We start from the raw sequence: 26,642 nt of genomic DNA on the forward strand, positions 1-26,642 counted from the left end.
AAAAATGAAGAAAGTAATAATCAGTCTGACCTTATTGGTTGGGCTATCGATCCAACTGCTTTATGGACAAAAAATCCCCGATAAGGCGAAAGTTTTGCAAAGCTTAAAGTTAACGAATGCTTACTTTATGAATAAGTGGCCTGATGCAGGAAAATCAATTATTACCAACAAAGAAAGGCCAAGTAATCTTTGGACCAGAGCGGTTTATTATGAAGGTTTAATGGCATTGTATCAGATTAATCCTGATAAAATATACTACGACTATGCATTACAGTGGGGTGAGAAGCATAATTGGGGATTAAGAGGTGGCATTAAAACCCGTGATGCCGATAACCAGGCTTGTGGACAAACATACATCGACTTGTACAATATTGATAAACAGCCAGAACGAATTAAAGAAATTAAAGCCTCAATTGATTTAATGATAAGTTCTGGTAAAGTTGATGATTGGACATGGATTGATGCTTTACAAATGGCAATGCCTGTTTTTGCCAAACTCGGAAAGCTGTACAACGACAAAACCTATTACGATTACATGTACAAAATGTATCTTCATAGTAAAAATGTTCAGGGTGGCGGTTTGTATAATGCCAAAGATGGGCTATGGTGGAGAGATAAAGATTTCGTTCCGCCTTACAAAGAACCAAATGGTGAAGATTGTTACTGGTCAAGAGGCAACGGATGGGTGGTTGCAGCACTGGTTCGAATATTGGAAATTATGCCTAAAAACGCAGCAGGTTACGATGAATACCTGAAAACCTATCATGAAATGATCAAGACCCTTGTTCCGCTACAGCGTATAGATGGTTTTTGGAATGTAAGCCTTCACGATCCAAACCATTTTGGTGGAAAAGAAACTTCCGGTACTGCACTATTTGTTTACGGAATGGCTTGGGGCGTGAATAAGGGAATGTTGGATAAAAAAACGTATTTGCCAATCATTAATAAAGCCTGGAGCGGAATGTCAAAAGATGCCGTTCAAAAAGATGGCTCTTTGGGCTTTACTCAGGGAACAGGCAAAGAACCTAAAGATGGTCAGCCGGTAACTTACGCCAGCAGACCTGATTTCGAAGACTATGGTTTAGGCTGCTTTTTGCTGGCCGGTTCTGAAGTTTATAAATTAAAAAAGTAGGACACCATCCTCAAATTGCTCTGATAAATTTAACAACCAATATCGAATGAAAGTTGCATTTAAAATGAAAATCAAAGCTGGTTTTAAGGCCGAATATAAAGCCCGTCATGATATGGTTTGGCCGGAATTAGCTACACTTTTGAAAGAAAAAGGCATCAGCGATTATTCTATTTTTTTAGATGAGCAGACTGATACGTTATTTGCCGTTCAGAGACAAAATGCTAATTCATCGCAGGATTTAGGCACAGAGGAAATCGTTCAGAAGTGGTGGGCTTATATGGCTGATATCATGGAAACCAATGAAGATAAATCTCCAAAATCTTTTCCCTTAGAAATGGTATTTCATCTAGACTAGTAGCCATGCAGACTAAAAGATTTTTTTCCTTACTTATTATTGGAATTTCATTCTATAACCTCGCCAGTGCCCAAACACAGTCTAAAAATATAGTGTCGTGGCCAAAGCAGGAGCAGCAAATGAAACCCTGGACAAGGTGGTGGTGGATGGGTAATGCTGTTAATGAAAAAGATTTGAGTTTCGTTTTACAGAAATATGCAGCTGCAGGGCTTGGAGGTGTAGAGATTACGCCCATTTATGGTGCTTTAGGTTTCGAAAAAGAGTACCTTCAATTTCTATCTCCTGCCTGGATGAACGCACTTCATTATACCGTTAAAAAAGCCAATTCGCTTGGTTTGGGCGTTGATATGAATACAGGAACCGGATGGCCATTTGGCGGTCCGCAGGTAAAGCCAGAATATGCTGCAGGTAAATTGATTATTCAGGACTATAAATTAAACGCAGGAGAGAAATTATCAGAAAGCATTAAAGTAAAGGAAACTAAGCAGGAGTTTGCAAAGTTACAGGCACTCACAGCTTATGGTCCCAATGGTGAAACTCAGGATTTGCTTTCTTCCCTTAACACGGATGGTCAGTTAAGCTGGTCACCAAAATCGGGTACCTGGGAAATTTATGCAGCTTTTTCCGGCAAAACCAGACAAATGGTTAAACGTGCCGCTCCCGGTGGAGAAGGATTCACGCTTGACCACCTAGATAAACCTTCGGTTGATGTTTATTTAAAAAGATTTACAGATTCATTCGAAAACAAGCCACAAGGCATAAGGTCTTTTTTTAATGATAGTTATGAAGTTTATGGCGCTACCTGGACACCTGTTTTTTTTGCCGAATTTAAAAAGAATAGGGGTTACGATTTGTCGAAGCATTTAAAAGATTTGGCCGGCAAAGATTCTACTAGCGAAACCATTGCCCGTTTGAAATCAGATTACCGTCAAACCATGGATGAATTGCTTTTGGAAAATTTTACCAAGAACTGGACTAACTGGGCACATGGTTTAAAATCATTAACAAAGAATCAATCTCATGGTTCGCCGGGTAATCTGCTAGATCTCTACGGTGCAGTAGACATTCCGGAAACAGAAACTTTTGGCTCCAGTTCATTTGATATTCCGGGAATCAGAAGAGCACCTGCTGATGTTAGAAATGTTGATCCTGACCCGATGATGAGCAAATTCGCCTCTTCAGCTGCCCATACAGGTGGTAAAACATTAGTGTCATCAGAAACTTTTACCTGGCTTACCGAACATTTTAAAACTTCATTTTCGCAATGTAAACCTGAAGCAGAACAGTTATTTTTATCTGGTGTAAATCACATTTTTTATCATGGTACCACAAATTCTCCTGAAAATGTGCCTTGGCCGGGCTGGCTATTTTACGCCTCAGTTGAGATAAATCCCAATAACAGTTTATGGCCGCATGCTAAAGGCCTTAATGATTATCTTGCCCGGTGCCAATCGATTTTACAAACAGGAAAACCCGATAATGAATTATTGATATACTGGCCTATTTATGATGTGTGGAATAAGGCGAAAGGACTTGATATGGCTTTAACTGTGCATGGTGTTGATAAATGGTTGCATCCAAGCGCATTTTATAAATTGGCTGTTGAGCTAAAAAAAACAGGTTATTCATTTGACTTTGCTTCTGATAGATTGCTGGCCAAAACTGAAGCTGAAAATGGAGTCATCCTGACCGCCAAAAATGCTTCGCCTTATAAGGTATTGATTGTTCCATCTTGTGATTTGATGAGTAATGAAACTTTAGAAAACATTTTGCGGTTGGCTAATGCCGGCGCAACGGTAATATTCCAATCACTGCCTAAAGATGTTCCGGGACTGAATGAACTGGAATCGAGGCGAGCAAAATTTAAAAATACCCTTTCTTCTTTTACCTTCTCAAAAGTTGAAAAAGGTTCAATGACTTACAAAATCGGTAAGGGCAAAATTATTTTAGCAAATGATGTGAAGTCTGCACTCGCTCAAAACACTATCGATAGAGAGGCCTTGATAGATTCTGGATTACAATTCATCAGAAGAAAAAGCGGCGAAACGACGTATTATTATCTTGTAAATCATACTGCAAAAGATGTTGACACCGAAATACCGTTAAATACGATGGGAAGTGCGGTAATTTTAGATCCTCAAAACGGACATACAGGCTTAGCATCTAAGCTGGGAAACAAAGTAAGGGTTCAAATAAAATCTGGTGAAAGTTTGTTTTTAAATGTTTCAAAAACACCGGTTCAAAATTCCCCATGGGAATATCTAAATAAAAAGAGTAATCCGCTTGTTCTGAATAATCCCTGGACTTTGCATTTTACCGCTGGTGGTCCGGAGCTTCCGGCTGATCAAAAACTAAAAAAGCTAATTTCCTGGACAGAACTAGCCGATCCAAAATTAGCTGCTTTTTCAGGAACCGGCATTTACGAATCTCATTTTTATCTGGCGGCTAAAACTGCCAAGGAATATGTTTTGAATCTCAATAAGGTGGATGAAAGCGCCAGAGTTTGGATAAATGGTCAGCTTGTCGGGATTTTATGGAGCGTTCCATTTGAAGCCAGAATTGGTAAATATTTAAAGCCCGGAAATAATACCATCAGAGTTGAAGTGGTAAACCTGATGGCCAATCGCATCCGGGATATGGACAGGAAAAAAATCCAATGGAGAAAATATCATGAAATTAATTTTGTAAATATTAATTATAAGAATTTTGATGCATCTGATTGGTCATTGATGCCTTCAGGCTTAATCGGACCGGTATCCATTACACCATATTTTTAGTTTAAAGCGATGATTGGTAGTGATTAAACCTGTTATGAAAATTATATGCTTTATCAGAAAACCAATTGTTATAATTTCTGATTAACACCCCAGACTTTAATCTGATCCAACACTACGCCCTCATCCAAAGCTTTTATGCTTAAGGTATGAGCCGTATTATTCTTCTGTAGCTTAAATCTCGATTTTCGTACGGCCTGATTGGTTAAAACATTAATTTTCCATTCTTCACTTCGGTCGTTGGTATGATAATCTACTGTTTCCGGTTGTTCATCATCAAATTTTATTTCGTATCGAATTAATTTGCCTGCTACCGGATGATTGGGTGCTAGTGATATTTCAACAATCAGCGAATCTGACCTCCCAATTTTGAATGTATAGAAAGCTTTGCTGCCTTTTTTAAGACTCACTGCAGCACTTTCATAACCCAAACCATGTGCAATTGGCTTTGAACCTTCAAACTTTGAAAATTGTTTTCCATTTAAAATCAGCGCTGGCGGATTAAATTTCGGCAACCCTAAACCCGAAGTTACTTCAGGTAATTTTTGGAAAACTGCAAGACCTCTTGGCTGCGAGTCCATCATGTTTTTCCATTTCCCATTATTCAGGGTATTGTATTTCAGCGTAAGTTTTTGAATTTGTTCAAATGCACTATCTGATAGAGACCATTTCGCAAGTCCGTGCCTGGCTAATTGGCCGTATAAAATTTTCTTATTCATTTCCGCCGCACAACGTACAGGATATTCAATCAGTTCAAACCAGGTATTTTGCCTTTCTGTAGGAATAGTTTTCGACATTCTGATAACCTTGGCAGCAATTTTATCATAATCTGCAATACGCTTGTTAATTTCTTCTTCGCTCCAGGATAAATCAGAAATTGCTTTAAACTTCGGGTCCTGCTCCTCAGTTCGGGTATTGCCCATAAATTCAGGTTTGCGAATATAGGCAAGCCGGTAGTACTCGTTCATAATTTCCAGCAGCTCATCTGCATGTGGTTTCCCAAATTCTCTTGAAAGGAACGATTTTAAGTGCCTGTCAATTGCTTCTTGGTTATCCTCAATTGAATTGATATCCCATGCCATGTCCAGAAAAAGTTCCATCAGGTATTCTCCGGGTTTAATGTCCCCAACATTTAAAATCCACATTTCTTTGGCACCTTTATCGTAAGCCATTTTCATCTGTGTGTAAATTTGAGCAGGATGATTTGTTGCCAACCAAAGATAATCATGCGGTCGCCCCCAGTAAGAAATGTGGTAATAAACACCATTCCCGCCTGGTCGACTGCTTTCCGATTCGTTTGGAAAATGACGGATATAGCCATAATTGTCATCCGTCCACATCAAGGTAACGTCTTCCGGCACCTTCAAACCCATGTTATATACCTCAAGCACTTCTTTGTAATGGATAAAAACCTGTGGCACTTTCGTTACATCTGAATTTAGGTTTTTAGCAATCATCTTTCTTTGGTCTTTAAAGAGCGAAGTAATGGCATCGAATTGCTGTTGAACACTATTGGCGTCTTGCATTTTACCATCATGTACACCGCGAATGCCAAGCGTATAAATATTATCTGAGTTTTTCAATTCCTCAACACGGCTTTGCCAAAAGTTTAAAACATTTTGCCTATTGTTTACATAGTCGTAATTTCCTACGCCATCAATTTTCCATTCTGTGTTTGCGCTCCGCATCATAGGTTCGCAGTGCGATGCACCAACAACGATTCCGTATTTGTCTGCAATTTCTTTGTTGCCGGGCGTTTGGTAAAATGCGACTGAAACCTCGTGCATGGCAGGCCAAAAAGCATTGGCTCTTAAACGTAATAGTAATTCAAAGATACGGGCATGGGTTTTAGGGCCGATTTGACCACTGATTTTAGATGGCTCAAAAGTTTTGGAACTCCATGGCATTAGTCCCCAATCTTCATCATTTATAAAAATGCCACGGTAGGCCACAGAGGGATACCGAAATAAACGGAATCCATTTTTTAAAATCAATAAATTTTGTTTTGCGATTGCTGAATCTGCCCACCATTGCCACGGCGAAACACCAATTTTACGGGATAATTCCAAAATGCCGTAAGCAGTACCTCTTTTATCACTTCCCAGTACATATAGTTTATCATTCTTAACTAAAATGAGGAAAGCTTCTGCATGTTTTTTTAATTCATCAATGGATTGCTGATCGATTGCCTGCTCTGCATCAGAATTGTTTCCGATTGTGCCGATAAGAACTTTTGCATTTTTATCAAGATTTGTGTTGGCACCAAAAACAGCCTTATAATCGCTTGTAAAGATATCGAACGCTGTATGAACCACTTGTGCCTCGTTTGATAAAACTGAAATAGTAATATCTTCACCTTTGCGGAACCTAAAATCAGCCAAAACCTGAAGAGGTGCCATGATGGCAAAGATGATTAAGGGAAGTATTTCTTTTAAATTCATCAACTGTTATTTATTTAATGACTATTATGGAAAAGATATTATGTCTTGTATTTTGATAGACAATTTGATTATAATAGATTCTTAGAAACTTACATTATTTCATAAACTTATCTATCTGATTTTGACCAAAGAAACATCATCAATTAAACAAATGGCATTTGGTTTCCCTTCTGCAAGGAAGCCAATTTCTATTTTCCCGTCTGATATTTTTATACCTTTCAGAACAACGTGTTTCCAATTCTCATTTGCTTTTTCAAGGTGATGTGTAAACTTTTTACCACCGCTAAGTGCAAACATTTCAAGGTTATTGAAATTGCCATCGTTTTTAACCTTTGCTGATAGGTTGTAAATGCCATCTGCTAATTGTACGTATTTTGTGGAGGCAATAATTTGTGAGATTTTCCTTTTAAAATTAATTTTATCACTAATGTTTAAACTCTTTTCGCCAATAACTATTTTTCTTTCGGTTGCTGTGTTAAAATGATTAAGATTTGGTGAATTTAAACTATCTAAACTAATTTTATTTCCTTCGATGATTTCGGTAAACCAACCTGTTAATTGCGTTTGAACAGGCTTTACGATGCTTGGAATGCGTTTTCTATCTGCTTCGAAACTACCATTTTTTACGAAGTCGTTATCCTTGGCAACCGTCCAATTTCCTGTTTTTGCATCTATTTTCCAGGTATTTAAGGAATTGAAATAAGGGATATCTCCATCAAATGATAGGGGGCACCATTGGTTGTAACCTAGTCCGTTTCCTGCAAAATCCGACCACCTGTCGCCACAGAAAATAACTGTTTCGGTTTTTGTTCCTTTCACATTAATGAAAAAGCCGGTTTGAGATACGTGTGCATAATCATCTACGCTGCCATCGGTAACCAACATCTTATTTATCGGTAAATAAGGACCTTTTACATCATCAGCAACTAAATAATAGGCCAATGAACTATCCCATCCATAGATATTAGATGCGTACATATAATATTTCCCTTTGTATTTGAACATGCAGTTTCCCTCTCTACTTTCTCCCTTAAAAATCTCAGTACAATCCAATAAGGCTATTTTTCCGTCTTTTACCCCAATTTCGGAAACGTATATTTTATTCCGCCCTCGGCCGTAAGAATAAATCAGATATGATTTTTTAGTATCCTCATCGGTAAAAACAGTTTGATCACCTGTATTTGTGGTTCCAATAAGTGGCTCCATATTAATTTTTTGATACCAGGTAAATTGTCCGTTCGGTGTATCAGAAATCGTGATAAGCACTTGATTGCCATGCTGCACGAACATTGCATATTTTTTAAGCTGTTGGATATATGCCACACCTAAGCGGCCAACCCAGGTTTTTCCATTTTTGTTGGTTTCGGTTTTACTTAGCACATCTCCTTCATCTTTCCAGTTTATTAAATCAGTAGAAGAGTAGCAACTTACAGATTCAAATGTTGCGTTTGGGTACGTAACAGAAGGATCGTTTCGGTAGAGGTCGGCCTCATCATAATGGACGCCATACCAAAAATACTTGCTGGTTCCTGATTTAGGATCTTTGAATTTAAAAACACCACCGCCCTGACTATTAATAGCTTTTCCATCTGTTGTTTTCCAAAAGGAATCATTTTTTATATACCTGGTTTGTGCCCTTATCGAATTGATAGTCTCAAAATAGAAGTAACTAAGCAGCGATAAAAATAACAGGAAGGGGCGGAGAGATTTAGTTGTGTTCATATAATTTTGATTAGCAGTGCGATATTCGGTCGATATGGCCAATAAGTTGCTTCCCGGCATCTCGCCATTGATATGAAAATGGCGTAACTTAAAGTTTCAGGTTAATTTGAGTATAAAAAGAGGCTGTCTCATAAATCGATTTCCCTTAGGATCTTTTCACGGTGAGCTTGTTGAAACGCCTAAAGGCAGTTTTTGCAATTCCTTCGACAGGCTCAGGATGATATTTCGTATTTATGATACAGCCTCTTATTGGTGTCTAAATTTACCAGTTCGGGTTCTGCAAAGCCTGCTTCTGAGCAGCGGTTAATGCTGCTCCGCTGCTTTTAACAACATCTAAGAAAGATTGTGGAATTGGTCTTAAATAGTGTTTGTTTTCTACCGGTTTTGCTTCCGAATTAAATGCTGCGGTACGTGCAACCAGGGTTTTAGTTCTTGCCAGATCTTCCCATCGTTGCAGTTCGCCCATTAATTCTCTAGAACGTTCATTCAAAATAAAAGCTGTGAATTTATCGCCTTGAGAACTTGCTCCAATTTTGTCGTAAAATTCTTTATTAGAGTTAAAGATATCCGCTTCGGTGTTTAAATGCATTGAAGCTAAAGTATTCGAAGTCGTTGCCGCAATGTTGTTAGATTCAAAATAGGTGTTCTTATCTGAATATGACGAAAGCGCTGTTGCATTTGTAGCCGGATTGGTTTTATAAGAAATACCTCCGTCAACATAACTTTCTCTGTTCTCTCCATCTTTATAGGCAGCACGATCTCTGATTTTATTTAAATAAGGAATGGCTTGTGCATACTGACCTAATCGGCCGTATGCTTCTGCTGCTATAAGATAGGTTTCCGCCAATCGAGCCAGGATACCATCTCTCTGTCCGAATTGTGAGGCAACTAAATTTCGCGAGCCATCCATGAATTTAGACAGCGCTACGAATTGACTCGGGCCGTAATTTCCGTGTGAATCCAGATAACTTTGTGACTGACCAGAAAAATACCTTACAAGCATACTTGGCTTACGGCGACCAATATCAGTTGACAATGGGTTGGTTGCTGTTGCATTTAGTGGTGTATAGCGGCTATCTCCAGCGTTATTAACGATATATAGAACAGACTCTTCTCCGCCAACAAACTTTACCTGACCAACCTGTGCTGGTGTTGGTGCTGTTGCTGCAGTCCACTTGGTGGCGCTTGCAGGGTTATTACAAACATATCTTGTTTTAAAGCTTTTCCAGAATCTTGAATCATTTACTCTATCAAAAACATCGAGTGCATAGTCAGTTGATCTCATTCTTTGAAATTCCCGTCCTCCTGCAAGGTCACGTACCATACCTGGAAACGTTTGATAAATAGAAGGGTAGTAAAGGTGTATCTGATTTCCATACCTGCCTTGTGTAGTAATGTTGTTTGAGAACTGGGCAGCAAGAATAATCTCTTTATTAGATTCATTCGGACCATCAACCGTAGTGAAATTCCACAGGTCGCTATAATTTGTAGCTAAAGTATAACCACCACCATTTATAACCAAATCAGCATATTTAACAGCATTTTGTAAATCGGCCGTTTTAGTATCGCTGTTCCAGGCATTATTAATTTCACTTGCACGAAATAGGTACGCTTTAGCCAAAAAATGTGCGGCTGCCCATTTAGTAATTCTTCCTGGTTCTGCTGCTGAAGTAGGCAAAAGGTCATAAGCTTGAGTAAAATCCTTTATTACCTGTTCATAAATTTCTTTAGCCGTATTTCTGCTAAATTCCTCCTGTATCGTTTCTGATGGTTCTAATTTCAAAGGCACACCTCCAAATTGTTTAACAAGTTTGAAATAGTCAAATGCACGCATAAAGTAACCTTCACCTAAACGAACGTTTTTATTTGCACCTTCGTAATAAACCGGCACATTTTTAATTACAATGTTAGCCGAATTGATGTTACCATACATATTATCCCATATGGATTGAATGTCTCCTGACAAAGAATTGAAGTTTCCGTCGTAAGAGTTAAACATTTGCTCGGTACGGTCGCCGCCAACGGTAAATTCATCTACGCCATAATTTGTTGTGGTATAAGCCCAAGTGTAATTAAAGTGGAATTTTAAACTTTGGTACATTCCAATTACGAGTCCATCCAAACCTGATGCTGTTTGGAAATCGGAAGTATTATGTGAGTTGATTACTTCCTCATCCAAGAAGCTTTTTTTACAGGAAGTTGGAAGAACCATTAATCCCCCTAACAATGCTACTGTTGATAGTAAATTTATAATCTTTTTCATATTCTTTTTATTGTTTAGAAGCTAGCGTTAATTCCAAATACAAATCCTCTGTTAAAAGTAGAACCGCCTAAATCAGGGTCAATCCAGCTCACATTGGAGTAAATTAAACCTGGATTAATTGCCTGGGCATACACTCTAAGGCGAGACAGTGTTAATTTTTTAGCGATGTTTGATGTAAAGTTATAGCCTAATGAAATGTTCCTTATTTTAATAAAAGATGCATCCTGATAGTTCAAAGCACTAATGTATTGGTCGCCACTGGCACTTGCATAGTTTGGTGCCGGGTAAGAATTGGTTGGGTTTGTTGGTGTCCAATAGTCAACTACTCTTTGTGCAAAACGACCTTGAAGAGCTTCTGCACCAGTTTGAATAAGGAAGTTGTAACGAGCAATGATAAAAATTGATAAATCGAACCCTTTATAACCAAATGTATTGGTTAAACCTCCGGTCCAGCTTGGATTGTAATGGCCTAAAACCTGGCGATCGTTATTGGCATCAATCTTATAATCGCCGTTTAAATCTCTAACCTTAACATTACCAGGGCTAAACACCACACCATTGAGTTTATATTTAGCGATTTCAGCTAAATCCTCGGGTGTATTTTGCCAGATACCTTCTTTAACAAAATCATAAGCAACGCCATTTCGCTGGCCGATAAAGAAACGGTCATTAACCATGTCGCCATTATCTAGCTTTACAATTTCATCCTTACTCATCGAGAAGTTTAAGGTAGATTCCCAGGTAAAATCCTTTGCTTTTACGTTAACGGTATTGATAGTTAAATCAAGTCCCTTGTTTTTTGTTGAACCAACGTTATCGTACGAAGTTGTGTAACCATTAACTGAAGCAATTTTTTTAAGCAAAATTAGGTCGGTTGTTTTTGATTTATAAACGTCTAATGATCCGCTAACTCTTCCTTTTATCAAATCAAAATCAAGCCCCAGGTTATACTGCAATGTTTTTTCCCATCCCAATAATTTGTTTGGCAAGGGAATCGGTGAGGCCAAAGATGCATCTGAAGACACATAACCGGTTTGGGCCGAACTGCCGAAGGTATAAGTTAAAGGTTGTAAAAGTCCAAGTGTGCTGCCGATATCCACCGACGAGTTTCCGGTACTACCAACACCTAATCTTAATTTCAACTGGTCAATCCATTTAATGTTTTTCAAGAAATCTTCCTGATCAAGTCTCCATGCGATTGCCGCCGATGGGAAAAAATCCCATTTATTTCCTGCAGCCAACTGAGAGGCACCGTCCCAACGTGCAGAAGCCGTTAGTAAATACTTACTGTTAAAGCTATAGTTGGCTCTTGCCATGTAAGATACCAATGTTGATCTTCTTAAATCAGTATTGAAACCATCTAAACCGGTAATGTTGGCGGTATTCAAGCCGTACCACAACGAATTTGGCAATGATATTTTACTTCCTGTGAGCGATGATGATTCATCTCTGAATGAAGATGAACTCTGTAATAAAGTTACTCCGAAATTATGTTTGCCAATCGTTTTATCATAATATAATAAATGATCGAGTGTGTAAGCAAATCTACTGCTCTGGTTTAATTGAGCATAGTTGTTAATGGAACCCGGAACACCGGCATCGCGATTCACAGATTTAGCATCCTGGTATCTTCCGTTGTAGAAGTTAGAAAAATCCGGACCAAAATTAACCCGGTATTTTAAATCCTTCAAAATGTTAATTTCCGCATAAACAGAACCCAATGTTCTTAATGATTTACGTAGGTTAATGTTGTAATCTGCTTCCAAAACCGGGTTTTGGATGTTGATATCGCCACCGGGTAAATTAATTCTATTGCCATTTGCGTCAAAAGGAATTGCTAATGGGAGCATACCTCTTGCTGCAAAATAAATACTGCTGGCACCAGAAGCACTAGCTGCCTGAAAACCATAATTCTGCAATCCGTAAGTTGCCGAAAGATTAGCACCCATTTTAAACCACTTAACTGGATTAATTTCAACACTTAACTTTCCGCTATAGCGTTCAAAATCCTGTCCTAACTGTGTTCCTTCCTGATTTAAATAACCAAATGAACTGTAAGCTTTAATTTTATCTGTACCACCGCTAACACTTAACACATGATCTTGGGTAACACCAGTTCGGGTAACCAAATCTCCCCAATCTGTTGTGGGAACTAAACTTCCATCAAAAACGCCATTAACCCATCCTTTATCAAGGTTAGTAATCATATTGGGGTCTTGTTTGAAAATCTCTCTATCAGCCGCCTGAGTTGCCACAATTGGATAAGCATAAATAGGGGCTGTATTCGTACCGTTTATAGAGTTAAGATAGGCTGTTCGGCGATAGGCATCACGACGAAATTCAATATACTGACCTGAATTCATCATATCTGCCCTGTCACTCAACTTTTCAATGGTAGCTGTTCCTACATAATCCATTGTAAGTCTTCCGGCTTTACCTTTCTTAGTTGTAATTAAAACAACACCGTTAGCACCTCTGGAACCATAAATTGCAGTTGCAGAAGCATCTTTCAAAATGTCGATTGATTCGATATCATTTGGGTTGATGGCTTCTATGCCGCCTGCTTGTAGCGGAATTGCATCTACAACATATAAAGGAGAGTTGCTGGCTGTAAGTGATCGTACACCACGAATTAAAATACTTCCAAGTTGACCCGGACGCTCATTCGAGGTAATATCTACCCCAGCTGCTTTACCTTGAATGGCTTGCAATGCATTGGTTACTGGTCTTGACCTTATCTCTTCAGCTCCAACACTTACAACAGAACCGGTTAAATCACTTTTCTTCACTGTGTTGTAGCCAACAATAACGATTTCATCTAGGTCATTTACAGAACTTTTCAATTGCGCATTAATAGTAGTCCTGCCATTAACAGGTAGCTCCTGAACAACATATCCTACGTATGAAAGAACCAGCGTTGGATTCGTGGTTCCGGTTGGAATAGTAATTGAGAAGGCACCATTTGCATCAGTTGCGGTACTTACATTTGTGTTTTTAACTTTTACGATTACACCGACCATCTTTTCGCCTTTATCATCGGTTACTTTACCTTTAATCACATCATCAAATTTTTTCAAATCCGCTGAACTGTTTAAATAAGTGATTTTTGGGATCAGATTCGCCTTAGTAGGTGCGGCGGCAAAAAGTATGAGTAAGGCAGATAGCACTACAGACAGGAGTTTCTGCCTTGCCACTATAACTGATATATAATTTAAGCTTGTGGGTAAATTAAAATACATAGTTTTTTATTATTGAGTAGATATTTGGTTAGTTAATAGGCGATTGGTTATTGCCTATCTTGTTTGTTTCTTTTTGAGGTAATGTTGAGCAAAATCTTTGTCTGGATTTCGATTCAGTTGTTTGTGTTTTATTCGTTCATGTGCCGAGCGCTAATATTAATTTGATTGATTACACAGTTCTTTTTTTACAACTAAGCACAAATTCCAAGTTTTGCAAGCTAAATACAGATTGCTTATCGCTAGAACTTTCTAATCTAATAAAATGTAGTTAAATGTTGTTGGGATGAATTAGCGAGTATTTGTGAGCAGAAATGGAGCAAATTTTTTGCTTTATCGTTTTAAACGGTACCGCAATAATAAATTTGCTGGACCTGTTTCGGCACAGCACGAATTATAAATGCACATATAATAAGATAGGTTCGATGGATACAGTTCGACCGGGACTGCGAATAATTTTTGCGCAGGACATTAGACTTTCTCATAACTTTATATTTGGTGGTTAATGGATATAAAATTAGCGCATATTCTAAGTAGATAGCAGTAAATTTTCGTCAATTAATGGGTAAAAAACAGTCATAAATGTTGATAGGTGTTTGTGCCTAAGATGCCATCTGCACTAAATTTGATATATTTGGAATAATCATCTAACTAGATATTCTTTTTAACCAACGTCCTAATTTTTGTATAGCGATATAAAGAATAGTATATGTTTTAGCGTATTTATTACTATATATGAAATTTAAAATACTTCTTTTCTTTATAATAGCGTTAAGCACGTTCGTTGATGCTCTTGCCCAGCAAACAGAACTGAAATTTGAGCACATCACCTCCGAAAACGGACTTCCACAAAATACTATACATGGAATTATAAAAGATAAATACGGTTTCATGTGGTTTGGAACCTGGTCTGGTCTCTGCCGCTATGATGGCTACCGATTTAAAGTATACACCTATGATAAATCTAATCCACACAGCATCATAAATAACCGAATACATAATATTGTTAAAGACAAAAACAATGATCTCTGGATTTTGACCTTCAATGATTCACTTGTACTGAAGTATAATTATCTCAGTGATGATTTTGACCGGATACCAGTTGCTAAAGTGCCTGTAAAGTTTTTACAATCGATGTCAAGATTTGATCATTACCGAACTGTAAGTGTAAATTATTCCGGAACGCAGTGGCGCATTGATTCTGCTTCGAATTCCCTCATCCAAACCAATCTAAAAACCAAAGCTTCTAAGGTAATCGGATCAAATCCTTCAGTAAGGTGGTCTTTAAATGATTCCTACGTAGCTGATATCTATTTGGATAACCAGAATATTTTTTGGGTTGGTACGTACGGAAACGGTATAAATAAAGCCAATTTAAACTCGAAGCCATTCAATTATTTTAATCACGATCCTCAAAATAATAAATCTGTAATTGATGATAACATCAATGCACTCTGTAAAGACAAATCCGGTAATTTTTGGATTGGTACCCGAAACAAAGGCATATCAGTTATCCGCGAGGGCAAATCGACTGTACATATACAGCATAAAGCCACAGATAAACAGACCATTGGAAGCGACCAGATCCGCAAGATTTTTTGTGATTCCAGAGGCTTTGTGTGGATTGGTCACAAAGACGGTCTCGACCGTTTTTCACCAGGTAATTATAGCCAGGTTAAACACTTCAATATGCTTGATTTACCGGGAAATGCGGTTTATGGGATTTGCGAAGATGATAAGGGCGATATCTGGTTTGCAACCTGGCGTGGCTTATACAAGTTTTTATACAAACAAGATGCTTTTGTTAAAATATCAACACCTCAAACGGTGCCCTTACTCAAGTCAAGGGTCATCCTTCAGGATAATTTTGGGCAGATATGGGTTGGAACGGATGGGAGCGGTCTCTATCAGTTCAATGAAAAATTGGGTCAGCAAATCCAGCTTGTTAATAAATTTGACGAAAAAGTCGGCACCAATACCATAAGCGATAATCGAATTTACAGCCTTTTTGAAGATATTGAACATAAAATCTGGATTGGTACAGGTAATGGCCTTGACCGATATAATCCCATAGATAAAACCTTCAGTCATTTTAAAGTGGGGCCAGGAGGGCTGTCGAATTCAACAATCTCTGCGATTCTGCAAGACGATAAGGGAAACTTATGGGTAAGCCATAAAAAAGGGATTTCGGAAATTAGGGCAAAAACTTTTAAAATAATAAATTATACCCCAAAGGATGGTTTGCAAAGCAATGAATTTGTTGAAGATGCAGCGTTTAACGATAAAGCTTCAGGTATGCTCTATTTTGGTGGAACCAGTGGTTATAACTCCTTTGTACCTGGTGAAATCTTTCCCGACACAACTTCTGCAAGAATTGTTTTAACTGAATTGCAGGTGCTAAATAAACCTGTTGACGTAAATGAAAAAGTTAACGGAAGGATAATTCTCTCAAAACCCTTGTACTTAAGTGAGTCATTATCCCTTGGCTATCGCGACAGAAGCTTTGCCATTGAATTTGCCGGGCTGCATTATGCCGCTCCAGAAGGAAACAAATATGCCTATATGTTGGAAGGCTTCGACAAAGAGTGGATATATACTGATGCAAACAGAAGAATCGCTTCTTATTCAAACTTAGAACCAGGCAATTACATCTTCAAAGTGAAAGGAACCAACAGCGACGGAATCTGGAACATGCGTGGAACTTTTCTTAAAATTTCAATTACGCCACCATTTTGGATGAGTGCCTGGGCTTATTTAATTTATGCTCTGGCGCTCGGTACCGCGGCTTATATTTATCATTATTACTCCAATAAACTGGCTCGGATACGCACTAAACTTTCCTATGAAATGATAATACATGAAAAGGAAAATGAACTTCACCAGAGCAAGCTTGATTTTTTTACCAATATATCACATGAAATTAAAACCCCGCTGTCTTTAATTCTTGCGCCAATTGAGAGCTTGCTGAAAATCAAGAATTCTGAGCCTCAGATATCCTCGCAGCTTTTTACCATGAAAAATAATGGTGATAGGCTCTTGGATTTAATTAATCAATTGTTGGATTTTAGGCGCTTGGAAACAGGAAATGATATGATGGTTTTGGAAAATGGGGATTTGCAAAGCCTGATTGAAGGTGTTGTTAATTCATTTAAACAAGCAGCGGTGTTAAGGGGAATAAATTTGAAGTTTACCTCAAGCATTCCCAATACGATTTCAAGATTTGATAGCGATAAAATCAGTAAAATTCTTTTTAATCTACTTTCCAATGCTTTAAAATTTACCGCCGATAATGGATTGATAGAAGTAAAACTGGATAAGTCTGTTCATAATGGACAAGAATTTATAGGATTTTCTGTAACGGATAATGGATCGGGAATTCCGAAAGAAGAGCTGCAGGAAATTTTTAAGCCTTTTAATCGGGGCAATTCAAAATCCACAAAGGGTACCGGACTAGGTTTAGCCTATGTGAAATCGCTCGTTGAGCAATACAAAGGCACCATTGATGTTGAAAGTCTTCAAAGCATCAATGGGTTAAATATGACAACCTTTTCTGTAAAACTTCCATGGAATAATCCGGCAGGACAAGTTGATAATCGACCTGAGCTGCTACAAAATTTGCCAAATCAGGATTTTGAAGAACTTGATGTGCTTGCCGATTCAACAGCTAATCCGGAAACCCGTTCCAGGATTCTGCTCATTGAAGACAATACAGAAATGAGGCTATATCTTAAAAATTATCTGAAAGAAAAATACCTGATACTGGAAGCTTCAAATGGCAAGGAAGGCCTCCAGATTTCTGCCAAGCAATCGCTGGATTTGGTGATAAGCGACGTGATGATGCCCGAAATGGATGGACTTGAGTTCTGCAGGATATTAAAGAATGATGAAAACACTAGCCATATTCCGATAATCTTGCTTACTGCAAGAACACTGCTTGAACTTCAATTGGAAGGATTAGGTGTTGGTGCAGATGATTACATCACCAAACCTTTTAATCTGGACCTGCTGGCTTTAAAGATAAATAACATACTTCAATCTAAAGCACGCTTAAGGGAGCGTTACCAGGCAACGGTTGTGATAGAACCTTCTAATTTTAATCCTGTTACGCCAGATGAAAAATTGCTGAAGAAGCTTTTAGAATATATTGAAGATAATCTGAGTGATCCGGATTTGAGTGTAGATGATATTTCGGAACACATTTTTGTAAGTAAAACCCAGTTGTATAGAAAAACCAAAGCATTGACCGGACTTACTACTGTAGATCTTATCCGCCAAATGCGGCTAAAACGTGCGAAGAAACTGTTAGAAGATAAGAATTTCAACATTAATGAAATAACCTATATGGTTGGTTTTACAGACGCCAACTATTTCAGAAAATGTTTTAAAAATGAATTAGGTGTATCTCCTTCCGAATATGTAAGGCAGAAAACCAGCTGAAACTAAAAATATTTTAGCGTTTGAAATTGCCGCTTATTTGCTTAAAATGATAACTGTGAATTAATTTTACTCGCTTTTTGACTGTTTATTACCCTAGAAGAAATTTTACCAACGTTACTTTTGATATTGTATTAATGAAGAATGGTTGTGTTTTCAAACAATCATTTTTCTCCTGTAACCAAATGTAAACTTACTCTTCTTTATGATAAACTCAATGTTAGGCCCCATTTGCCGAAATTTTAATGCTAGGAATGACTTAAATATTCACTTGAATTTTGAGTGTTCAACAGTCAATGCGTTACAGGAAACCTATAAAGTATCTTATTGGTTTAAAAAGGTTTTAATTTTTTAAGTACGACTTTCCACTATCACAAAGGTAATTTTTAGGTATTCAGTTTCATACACAACACATTTCATGAGGTTTTCTTTAATAATCAGCATATTCTTATCATTAATTATAAATAACGTCCGGGCACAAGAATTTCTGGTTACCACTTACGGTGCATCATCAGATAGCACGGCGCTTAGTACCATTGCTATTCAAAAAACGATTGATGAAGCTTTTAAAAGTGGAGGAGGTACAGTGGTTATACCACAGGGGACATTCCTTTCCGGAGCCTTGTTTTTTAAAAGTAAAACAAAGCTCAAATTACTAAAGGGCGCTGTTTTAAAAGGTTCTGATGATATTAGAAAATATCCATTAATTCCATCACGAATGGAAGGAGTTAAACTAGATTATTATGCGGCCCTGATAAACGCATACAATGTAGATGATTTTTCAATAACAGGACCCGGTGAGGTTAATGGAAACGGTCTTCGGTTTTGGAAAGCATTTTGGCAACACAGGGATTCACTAAAGAAAGTAGGAAAAGAGACAACTAATCTCGAAGTACACCGTCCGCGTTTAATTTTTATCTGGAAGTGTGATAATGTGGTGGTCAAAAATGTGAAACTACGAAATTCCGGATTCTGGACAACCCACCTGTATCAATGCAATAATGTTACTATTGACAGTTGTGATATTCGTTCACCTTTTAATCCTGTTGCTGCACCCTCAACTGATGGAATTGACCTAGATGTATGCAAGAAAGTATCTATCACAAATTGTTACATTTCTGTAAACGACGATGCTATAGCCATAAAAGGTGGCAAAGGACCAACGGCGCATAAATTGCCAGAGAATGGAGCAGTTGAGGATATCATAATTGAAAACTGCACTTTTGGTCCTGCACACGCCAGCGTAACAATTGGAAGTGAAAGTATTTTTGTGAAGAATTTAATCATTAGAAACTGCCGCGTAGAGAATGATTGCCCGATACTTAATCTAAAAATGAGACCCGATACCTACCAGGTTTTTGAAAATATTAAAGTGGAAAACATTACCGGTACTTGCGGTTCGATTATTAATATTAAACCCTGGAAGCAATTTTTCAACTTAGGTTCAAGTAAAGAGAAGCCATTTGGCAAAATAACAAATGTTCAAATCTCTAACGTAAATGTTAACTGCAAAAGTCTTGGTCATATTGAAGGAAATCAACATGATCTGATTTCCGGAATTCGGCTTTCTGATATTACTGCTACAGCCAAATCAACCCTTTTCGTAAATAAGTATAAGGATGTAAAGATGGAAAATGTAATTGTAAATGGAGTTTCTTTTGATTCAAAATAGCGAAAATTCAACAATAAAATGGAGTCAAATGAGGCCGGTTTACCTATTTAAATGACCCAGTATTTGTAAGCATTATAGACAATATATGAATCCCTACAACCTTGTCAATAGCATCAGAATAAACAGATATTCCTCTATACCGAAATATCAGCAGGTAACCGATTCGATTGTGAATCTGGTTGAAAGTGGAAAGTTATCTATAAACACCGGATTGCCATCCATAAATGAATTGAGTGCTGCCTTAGATATTTCAAGAGATACGATTGAAAAAGGCTATAAATCGCTCAGAGATTTGGGTATCGTAACTTCTGTGCCGGGAAAGGGTTATTATGTAGCGGAAAACGAATGTTTAAAAAAGTATAAAGTTTGTTTAATTTTCGATAACTGGAGCGAGCATAAAAAGATTATTTACGATTCCTTTGTTGATAAGATGGGGGATGAGGCTGCCGTTGAATTAAACATTTACAATGATAATTTACAGCAGTTTGAAAAACTATTCTCGTATAAGAATGGTCACTTTACGCATTATATCGTTATTCCACCAACTTTAGAAAAAATGGATCAGGTTAAGGATATATTAAGCTCCATTCCCCCCGAAAAGCTAATCATTCTGGACAATTTTCCCACAGAGTTGCAAAATTCTTCGTGTGCAGTATTTCAGGATTTTGGGCGAGATATTTTTTATGCACTCAATAATGCATGTAAAGCATTATCCAAGTACAAGAACCTAAAAATCATTTTTCCTAAAGGCAATCTTTTTCCTAGGGAGATTTTATTAGGTTTTAAAAATTTCTGTCTGGCAAATAATTACAACTATCAGGTAATCGAATTAATGCGACCTCAGGAGCTAGTTAAAGGAGATGTTTTTATAACGCTATCAGAACACAGCTTAGTTGAAGTTGTGGAAATGACGCAAAATGCCAAATTAACTATCGGGAAAGATATTGGCTTAATTTCTTACAATGAGGCACCCATCAAAAGAATACTTCTTAACGGAATAACAACCATTTCTACGGATTTTGTAAAACTTGGTACAGAAACAGCATCTCTTATTTTGAATAATTTGCAAAAGAAAATTCATGTGCCTTTTTATCTAAGGTTAAGAAATTCTCTTTAGAAGTCATTTAGTTATACATGCAAGGCTTGGCTGTGTAACATCATGATAAATTTTAAGTATCCTTTACAAATTTAACGATTGTAGAAGTCTTCTAGTCAGCATAGATCTTAATAATCATTGAACATATTCTGTATTGATAAATTTCATAATGCTAATGTTTCTTTACTTAGTTAATCTTTAATTAAGCTGGATTTCTTAACCAACAGATATTGTTATCCAAATAATTCCTTAACCGAGAGTTAATAAGCTGACCATACTTTTGAGGTCATGATAACCACCAATCAATCGGAGGATTTTGAACTGCTTAATAAATTACGAACAGGTAATCGGCCGGCCTTTAGTGCCATTTTTTTGAAGTATCATTCTGGTTTAGTTAGGTATGGAAAATCTCTGCTCTCTAACACAAACCATGAGGCTGATGATGTGGTACAGGAAGTTTTTTTAAAATTTTGGAGTCAGAGAAACAACTTAATCATTCATAGTTCATTATCAGCATTTCTTTTTACCGCTTTAAAAAATAAGGTTAAGGATATTTACCGTGAAAAACACCTCCCGCTATACGACCCAACGGAGATGCAGTTTAATGAAGAAACGAGTGTTGCTCAATCACCAGATAATATCTTGATTTTCAAGGAGCTTAATTATAGCATAGAGGAAATGATAAATCTACTCCCTACAAAAACGCAGCTTATTTTCAGAATGAATAGGGAAGATAACCTGACTTATGATGAAATCGCATCACTATTAAATCTAACCCGAAATTCTGTTAAAACACACATGTTCAGGGCAATAAAGTTTCTAAAAGAACATTATGGGCACTACAAATCGCAATTGTAGTGTTAACTTAGTGTTACGCATATTACCATTACATTAAATCGCATATATCTTGTAAGGATATTCCTGTTCTACTTCGTCTTTCCCATAATCAACATATTATTTTGGAAGAGAAAGACATCTATTTATTAATTACCCAATACCTGCTTAAGCAAACCAGCACAGAAGAAAATGAATTTTTAGCTGATTGGATAACTGCATTGCCACAAAATGAACAAACTTTTGAGGAAATAAAAGTGAGTTGGTTTGATGTAAAATCGGCTGACAAGGAAGATAGCTTAAATGCATTGCAAAAGTTGAATCAGATTATTGATGAGCAAGAGGTAAAAGTAAAGCGCAGCAACAAGCAATTTATTTTAAAATGGACCATGCTTGCAGCTACAATAGCAATAGTTGGCGTGATAGCCTTAATTGTAATATCATCTCAAGATTTAGCGCCAACAGCGCCAGTTTATTTGCAAAAAGTCAGCAAAGCCGGAGAGATTAAAACATTCTATCTGGTTGATGGAACGAAGATTATCCTTGGTCCGAAAAGTATGTTGAAATATCCTGCTGCATTTGAAAAGCATCAAAGGCAGGTTGAATTAATTGGTGAGGCTTATTTTGAGGTGAGTAAAAATCCACATAAGCCTTTTACGGTTCGTACAGATGATTTGAGCATCAATGTTCTGGGTACTCATTTTAATGTTAATGCTACCAAAAACGAAAATTTAACCACCGTATCGCTATTTGAAGGCAAAGTAAATGTTAATGTAATAGATGATCACGATGAAGAATACAAATTAAAACCAGGGCAGGAATTGGTTTTAAATCGTTCCAACCACCAGGTTTATCAACACGTTTTAGATAGCGCAAACGTAATGGGCTGGATGACCAATACCTTAGTTTTTAATAATGAAAAGCTAAGCGATGCGGCAAAGAAAATCGAAAAAATGTATGGCGTAAAGTTGGTGTTTGATGATGAATCGACTGCTGAAACACGTGTTTTTGCCCGCTTTGAAAATGACGCTTTAAACGATGTGCTGGAAATTATCTGCTCGACAGGAAATTTAAGCTATCGCAATGATGGAAATAAAATATACATAATGAACAAAAAATGAATTAAACCTCGGTTACAAAACAATTGAGCAATGCAAGGCAGAACTCAAAAAAATAACCGGCATTTACGAGATGCCGGTTAAAAATTCGCCATACAAACTATTCAAAACTTATTTAACGAATTCCTAATTTATGAAAAAAAAGATTTACAAATCGTCTTTAATTTCTCTGAAATGCAGGTTATTAATCCTAACACTGCTTTTCTCCAGTACATGTTATCAAGTTTCTGCATCAAATAAAAAGGCAGCAACAGAAAGCTTAAACAATATCAAATGCTCTATTCAGGCTAATAACCAATCGCTTACACAAATTTTTAATATGATTCAAAAGCAAACGAATTATAGCATCGTTTGTGTTGACCGTGATGGCTTTCTTCAGAAAAAAATAAGCATCAATGCAGTAAACAGCAACCTAGGTCATGTGTTGCAAAAAATTTCATCAGCTGTACCTTTTACTTTTAATGAGGTAAACAATAAAATTATTGTTAAACCTGTTTTAATTATTAAATCAGCCGCTGAGAGAATTATTCGCGGGCATGTAACTGACAATAAAAAGCAAGGTATTCCTGGTGTTTCTGTACTGATAAAAGGTTCGAATACGGGAACCGTTACCAATCAGGAGGGTGATTTCTCTATTAAAGTTAACGCCGGTGATGTTTTGGTACTAACCAGCCTTGGTTTTACTACAAAAGAAGTTGTAATCACCGAAACGGATACGTACAGTATTGAATTGGCTGATGATGAGCGTTCACTTTCTGAAGTGGTTGTGACTGCATTGGGCATAAAAAAGGAAAAAGCTAAGCTTGGTTATGCAGTACAAGAAGTACAAGGTGAAAGCTTGGTAAAAGCCCGCGAACCAAACATTATCAACTCTTTAACAGGTAGGGTTGCAGGCTTAAACGTTCGTAATTCAACAGATTTATTTCAAGACCCGGTTATTTCACTTCGTGGTAGAAAACCGCTTATTGTAATAGATGGAATTCCAGACCAATCGGCTGATTTGTATAAAGTAAATGCAGATGATATTGAAAGTTTAACGGTACTAAAAGGTGCAAGTGCATCGGCATTGTACGGTTCAATTGGGCAGAACGGTGCGATTATGATTACCACAAAACGTGGAAAAGGTAAAGATTTAAGCATTGATGTAAACTCATCAACTCAAATTCAGCCAAGTTTTATCAGAATACCCGAAGTACAAACCGAATATGGTGCGGGCTTTAAAGGAAAATACACCTACGTTGATGGTTCTGGTGGTGGTCCGGAGGGTTCTGGCTGGATTTGGGGACCAAAATTAGACCAGCCCGCTGCAACCCCAAGTGGCTTTTTTGAAACGCCACAATTCAATAGTCCGATAGACCCAATTACCGGTAAACTCGTTCCATTGCCATTCATCTCAAGAGGAAAAAATAATGTTAAAGATTTCTTCCAAACGGGATTAATTTCGAGTAACAACATCAGCATTACCCAAAGTTCAGATAAAGGCTCATTCCGGGCCTCGGCATCACACATTTACCAACGCGGTATTGTGCCAAATACCGATTTAAATAATTCTTCGTTCAGCATTTCGGGTAATTACAAACTATCAGATGCTTTTACTATTGATGCCCGCTTAAACTACAACCGCCAGTTTACCAAAAACTTTCCTGAAACGGGTTATGGTCCAACAAACTATTTGTACAATCTGGTACTGTGGACTGGTGCAGATGTTAGTGTTGCAGATTTAAGAGATTATTGGGTGCCTGGAAAAGTTGGTATTCAGCAACGCAATTACAATACTTCATACTATAACAATCCTTATTTTCAGGCCTATGAATATTTAAGAGGCTATGATAAGGATAATACCTTTGGTTCATTAAACTTAAATTATAAAATCAGTCCGGCTTTAAATATCCAATTTAGAAATGGTATAAATGGTTATGGTTTAAACAGAACCTACAAAGAACCAATGAGTTATATTGGTTATGGAAATAAATCCAGAGGTCAGTTTACAGTTGCTACAGGTAATTATATCGATTTAGCTACCGACCTAATTGCAGATTACAACCACACTTTTACCGAAAAGTTTAAGTTGCATGCGCAGCTGGGAGGTTCAAACTATTATCGCAATAACAAATACGGCTCGACCAATACCGATGGTTTAACCATACCTGGCTTTTATAACTTAAGCAATTCAGCTAACCCGATACAAGGCAACAATTTTATTGAAGAAAGGCGTACCAGCAGTGTGTATGCGGTTTTAGATTTAGAATTTTTAAACGGAATTTATCTTTCTGCCACGGGTAGAAATGATGTGATTTCTACGCTGCCAACAGCAAATAATAGCTTTTTTTATCCATCAATAAGTTCATCGGTAGTAATCTCTCAATTGGCTCAACTGCCAAAATGGATTTCATATTTAAAGGCTCGTGGATCATGGTCGAGGGTGTCGAGTGCTACTTTAAACGATAATGCTTACACATATAGTTACCTGCCATCGTTTAACAAAGGTGTTATTTGGAATAATTTGCCATCGTTAACTTTTGGTGATGCCTTGTTAAACAGCAATTTATCACCACAGACATCAGATAGCTGGGAGGTTGGTGTAGATGCTAAATTTCTAAAAAACAGATTAAGCCTGGAAGCTACTTATTACCAAACCCGCGATTTTAACAACATTGTATCTATTCCGGTATCCATCACTACAGCCTACAACAGTCAGTTGGCAAATGGAAATGTTTATCAGCGTAAAGGTTTAGAGTTTGTAGTTTCTGGCACTCCTTTAAAATCCACCGATTTCGAATGGAATGTTTCGTTAAACTTTAGTCAGTACCGCCGCTATTTGAAAGAGATTTATGGAGGTGCACAAACGCTTAACTTTTTGAAAGTAGGTGATAGAATGGATAGGATTTTTACTAGCGTTTATCAAACCAACAATCAAGGCCAGATTATTTATGGCAGCAATGGATTCCCGCTAAATGATACTTTTTCGAGGTATATCGGTGATCAAGACCCAGATTGGACTTATGGTATCGAAAATACATTTACCTACAAAAGCTTTAGTTTAAAATTTTTAGTTGATGGCCGTATTGGTGGCATGATGTACTCTACAACCAATCAGAAAATGTGGTGGGGCGGAACAAATAAAGGCACTTTAAACCAATACAGGGTTGATGCAAACAATGGCTTGTCAACTTTTATTGGTGATGGGGTAGTGGTAACCAGCGGACAGGCAACTTACGACGCAACCGGAAATATAATTACCGATACTCGTGTTTATGCACCAAATACAAAAGCCGTAAATTATATCGATTACATGACAAATACCAGCAACGGAGCATACAACAATTACAATTATTTCTCACAAACATTTTTAAAACTTCGCGAAACAACCCTAAGCTATCAGGTGCCCGCTAAATTGTTGGAAAAATCAGTAATCAAAGGAATAAATGTATCGCTGGTTGGCCGAAACTTATTGTTATTCTCTAAAATGCCAAACGTAGACCCCGACCCGGCTACTGATAATTTGCAAACGCCATCTACACGCTCGTTTGGTTTCAATGTAAATCTGAAATTTTAATTCATCATA

Annotated in this window: 13 protein-coding genes; 9 read left to right on the plus strand and 4 right to left on the minus strand. The window is 37.4% G+C overall.

Translation table 11 applies throughout. The features are described from left to right. Positions 1 to 4: 4 nt before the first annotated feature. From D7004_RS11385 to D7004_RS11395, 3 genes are all read left to right on the plus strand, one after another. On the plus strand, positions 5 to 1,132 hold the full coding sequence (locus tag D7004_RS11385; protein ID WP_208646829.1) for a glycoside hydrolase family 88/105 protein: 1,128 nt from the start codon (positions 5 to 7) through the stop codon (positions 1,130 to 1,132). A gap of 46 nt (positions 1,133 to 1,178) precedes the next feature. Next, positions 1,179 to 1,487, plus strand: coding sequence for an L-rhamnose mutarotase (rhaM, locus tag D7004_RS11390; protein WP_123205986.1), 309 nt, complete (start codon positions 1,179 to 1,181; stop codon positions 1,485 to 1,487). Between the two features lie 119 nt (positions 1,488 to 1,606). After that, complete coding sequence (locus D7004_RS11395) at positions 1,607 to 4,264, plus strand: glycosyl hydrolase (protein ID WP_244214307.1); 2,658 nt, start codon at positions 1,607 to 1,609, stop codon at positions 4,262 to 4,264. Between the two features lie 68 nt (positions 4,265 to 4,332). Here D7004_RS11395 and D7004_RS11400 read toward each other — a convergent pair whose 3' ends face one another. The 4 genes from D7004_RS11400 to D7004_RS11415 all read right to left on the minus strand — a co-directional run bounded on the left by D7004_RS11400 (position 4,333) and on the right by D7004_RS11415 (position 13,926). Then, positions 4,333 to 6,702: a glycosyl hydrolase 115 family protein gene (locus D7004_RS11400; protein WP_123205988.1), complete on the minus strand. Its 2,370-nt coding sequence runs from the start codon at positions 6,700 to 6,702 to the stop codon at positions 4,333 to 4,335. 111 nt (positions 6,703 to 6,813) lie between these two features. Then, positions 6,814 to 8,424 (minus strand): family 43 glycosylhydrolase, encoded by a 1,611-nt coding sequence (locus tag D7004_RS11405; protein ID WP_123206404.1) that lies wholly within the window; start codon positions 8,422 to 8,424, stop codon positions 6,814 to 6,816. A gap of 262 nt (positions 8,425 to 8,686) precedes the next feature. Continuing rightward, positions 8,687 to 10,687, minus strand: coding sequence for a RagB/SusD family nutrient uptake outer membrane protein (locus D7004_RS11410; protein ID WP_123205989.1), 2,001 nt, complete (start codon positions 10,685 to 10,687; stop codon positions 8,687 to 8,689). A 14-nt stretch (positions 10,688 to 10,701) separates the two neighbouring features. Beyond that, positions 10,702 to 13,926 (minus strand): SusC/RagA family TonB-linked outer membrane protein, encoded by a 3,225-nt coding sequence (locus D7004_RS11415; RefSeq protein ID WP_123205990.1) that lies wholly within the window; start codon positions 13,924 to 13,926, stop codon positions 10,702 to 10,704. Positions 13,927 to 14,658: 732 nt separating this feature from the next. Between D7004_RS11415 and D7004_RS11420 the strand changes: the two genes are divergently transcribed. From D7004_RS11420 to D7004_RS11445, 6 genes are all read left to right on the plus strand, one after another. Then, positions 14,659 to 18,360: a two-component regulator propeller domain-containing protein gene (locus D7004_RS11420; protein WP_123205991.1), complete on the plus strand. Its 3,702-nt coding sequence runs from the start codon at positions 14,659 to 14,661 to the stop codon at positions 18,358 to 18,360. A gap of 415 nt (positions 18,361 to 18,775) precedes the next feature. Beyond that, a complete protein-coding gene (locus D7004_RS11425; protein ID WP_123205992.1) occupies positions 18,776 to 20,029 on the plus strand; it encodes a glycoside hydrolase family 28 protein in 1,254 nt (417 codons plus the stop codon). Between the two features lie 85 nt (positions 20,030 to 20,114). Continuing rightward, positions 20,115 to 21,146 (plus strand): GntR family transcriptional regulator, encoded by a 1,032-nt coding sequence (locus tag D7004_RS11430; protein WP_123205993.1) that lies wholly within the window; start codon positions 20,115 to 20,117, stop codon positions 21,144 to 21,146. Positions 21,147 to 21,413: 267 nt separating this feature from the next. Continuing rightward, positions 21,414 to 21,983: an RNA polymerase sigma factor gene (locus D7004_RS11435; RefSeq protein ID WP_123205994.1), complete on the plus strand. Its 570-nt coding sequence runs from the start codon at positions 21,414 to 21,416 to the stop codon at positions 21,981 to 21,983. 101 nt (positions 21,984 to 22,084) lie between these two features. Next, positions 22,085 to 23,080, plus strand: a complete 996-nt coding sequence (locus D7004_RS11440; RefSeq protein ID WP_123205995.1) for a FecR family protein — start codon at positions 22,085 to 22,087, stop codon at positions 23,078 to 23,080. A 130-nt stretch (positions 23,081 to 23,210) separates the two neighbouring features. Then, a complete protein-coding gene (locus tag D7004_RS11445; RefSeq protein ID WP_123205996.1) occupies positions 23,211 to 26,633 on the plus strand; it encodes a SusC/RagA family TonB-linked outer membrane protein in 3,423 nt (1,140 codons plus the stop codon). The last annotated feature ends 9 nt before the right edge of the window (positions 26,634 to 26,642 follow it).

Source organism: Pedobacter jejuensis (genome assembly GCF_003725795.1).
Taxonomy (GTDB): Bacteria; Bacteroidota; Bacteroidia; order Sphingobacteriales; family Sphingobacteriaceae; genus Pedobacter; species Pedobacter jejuensis.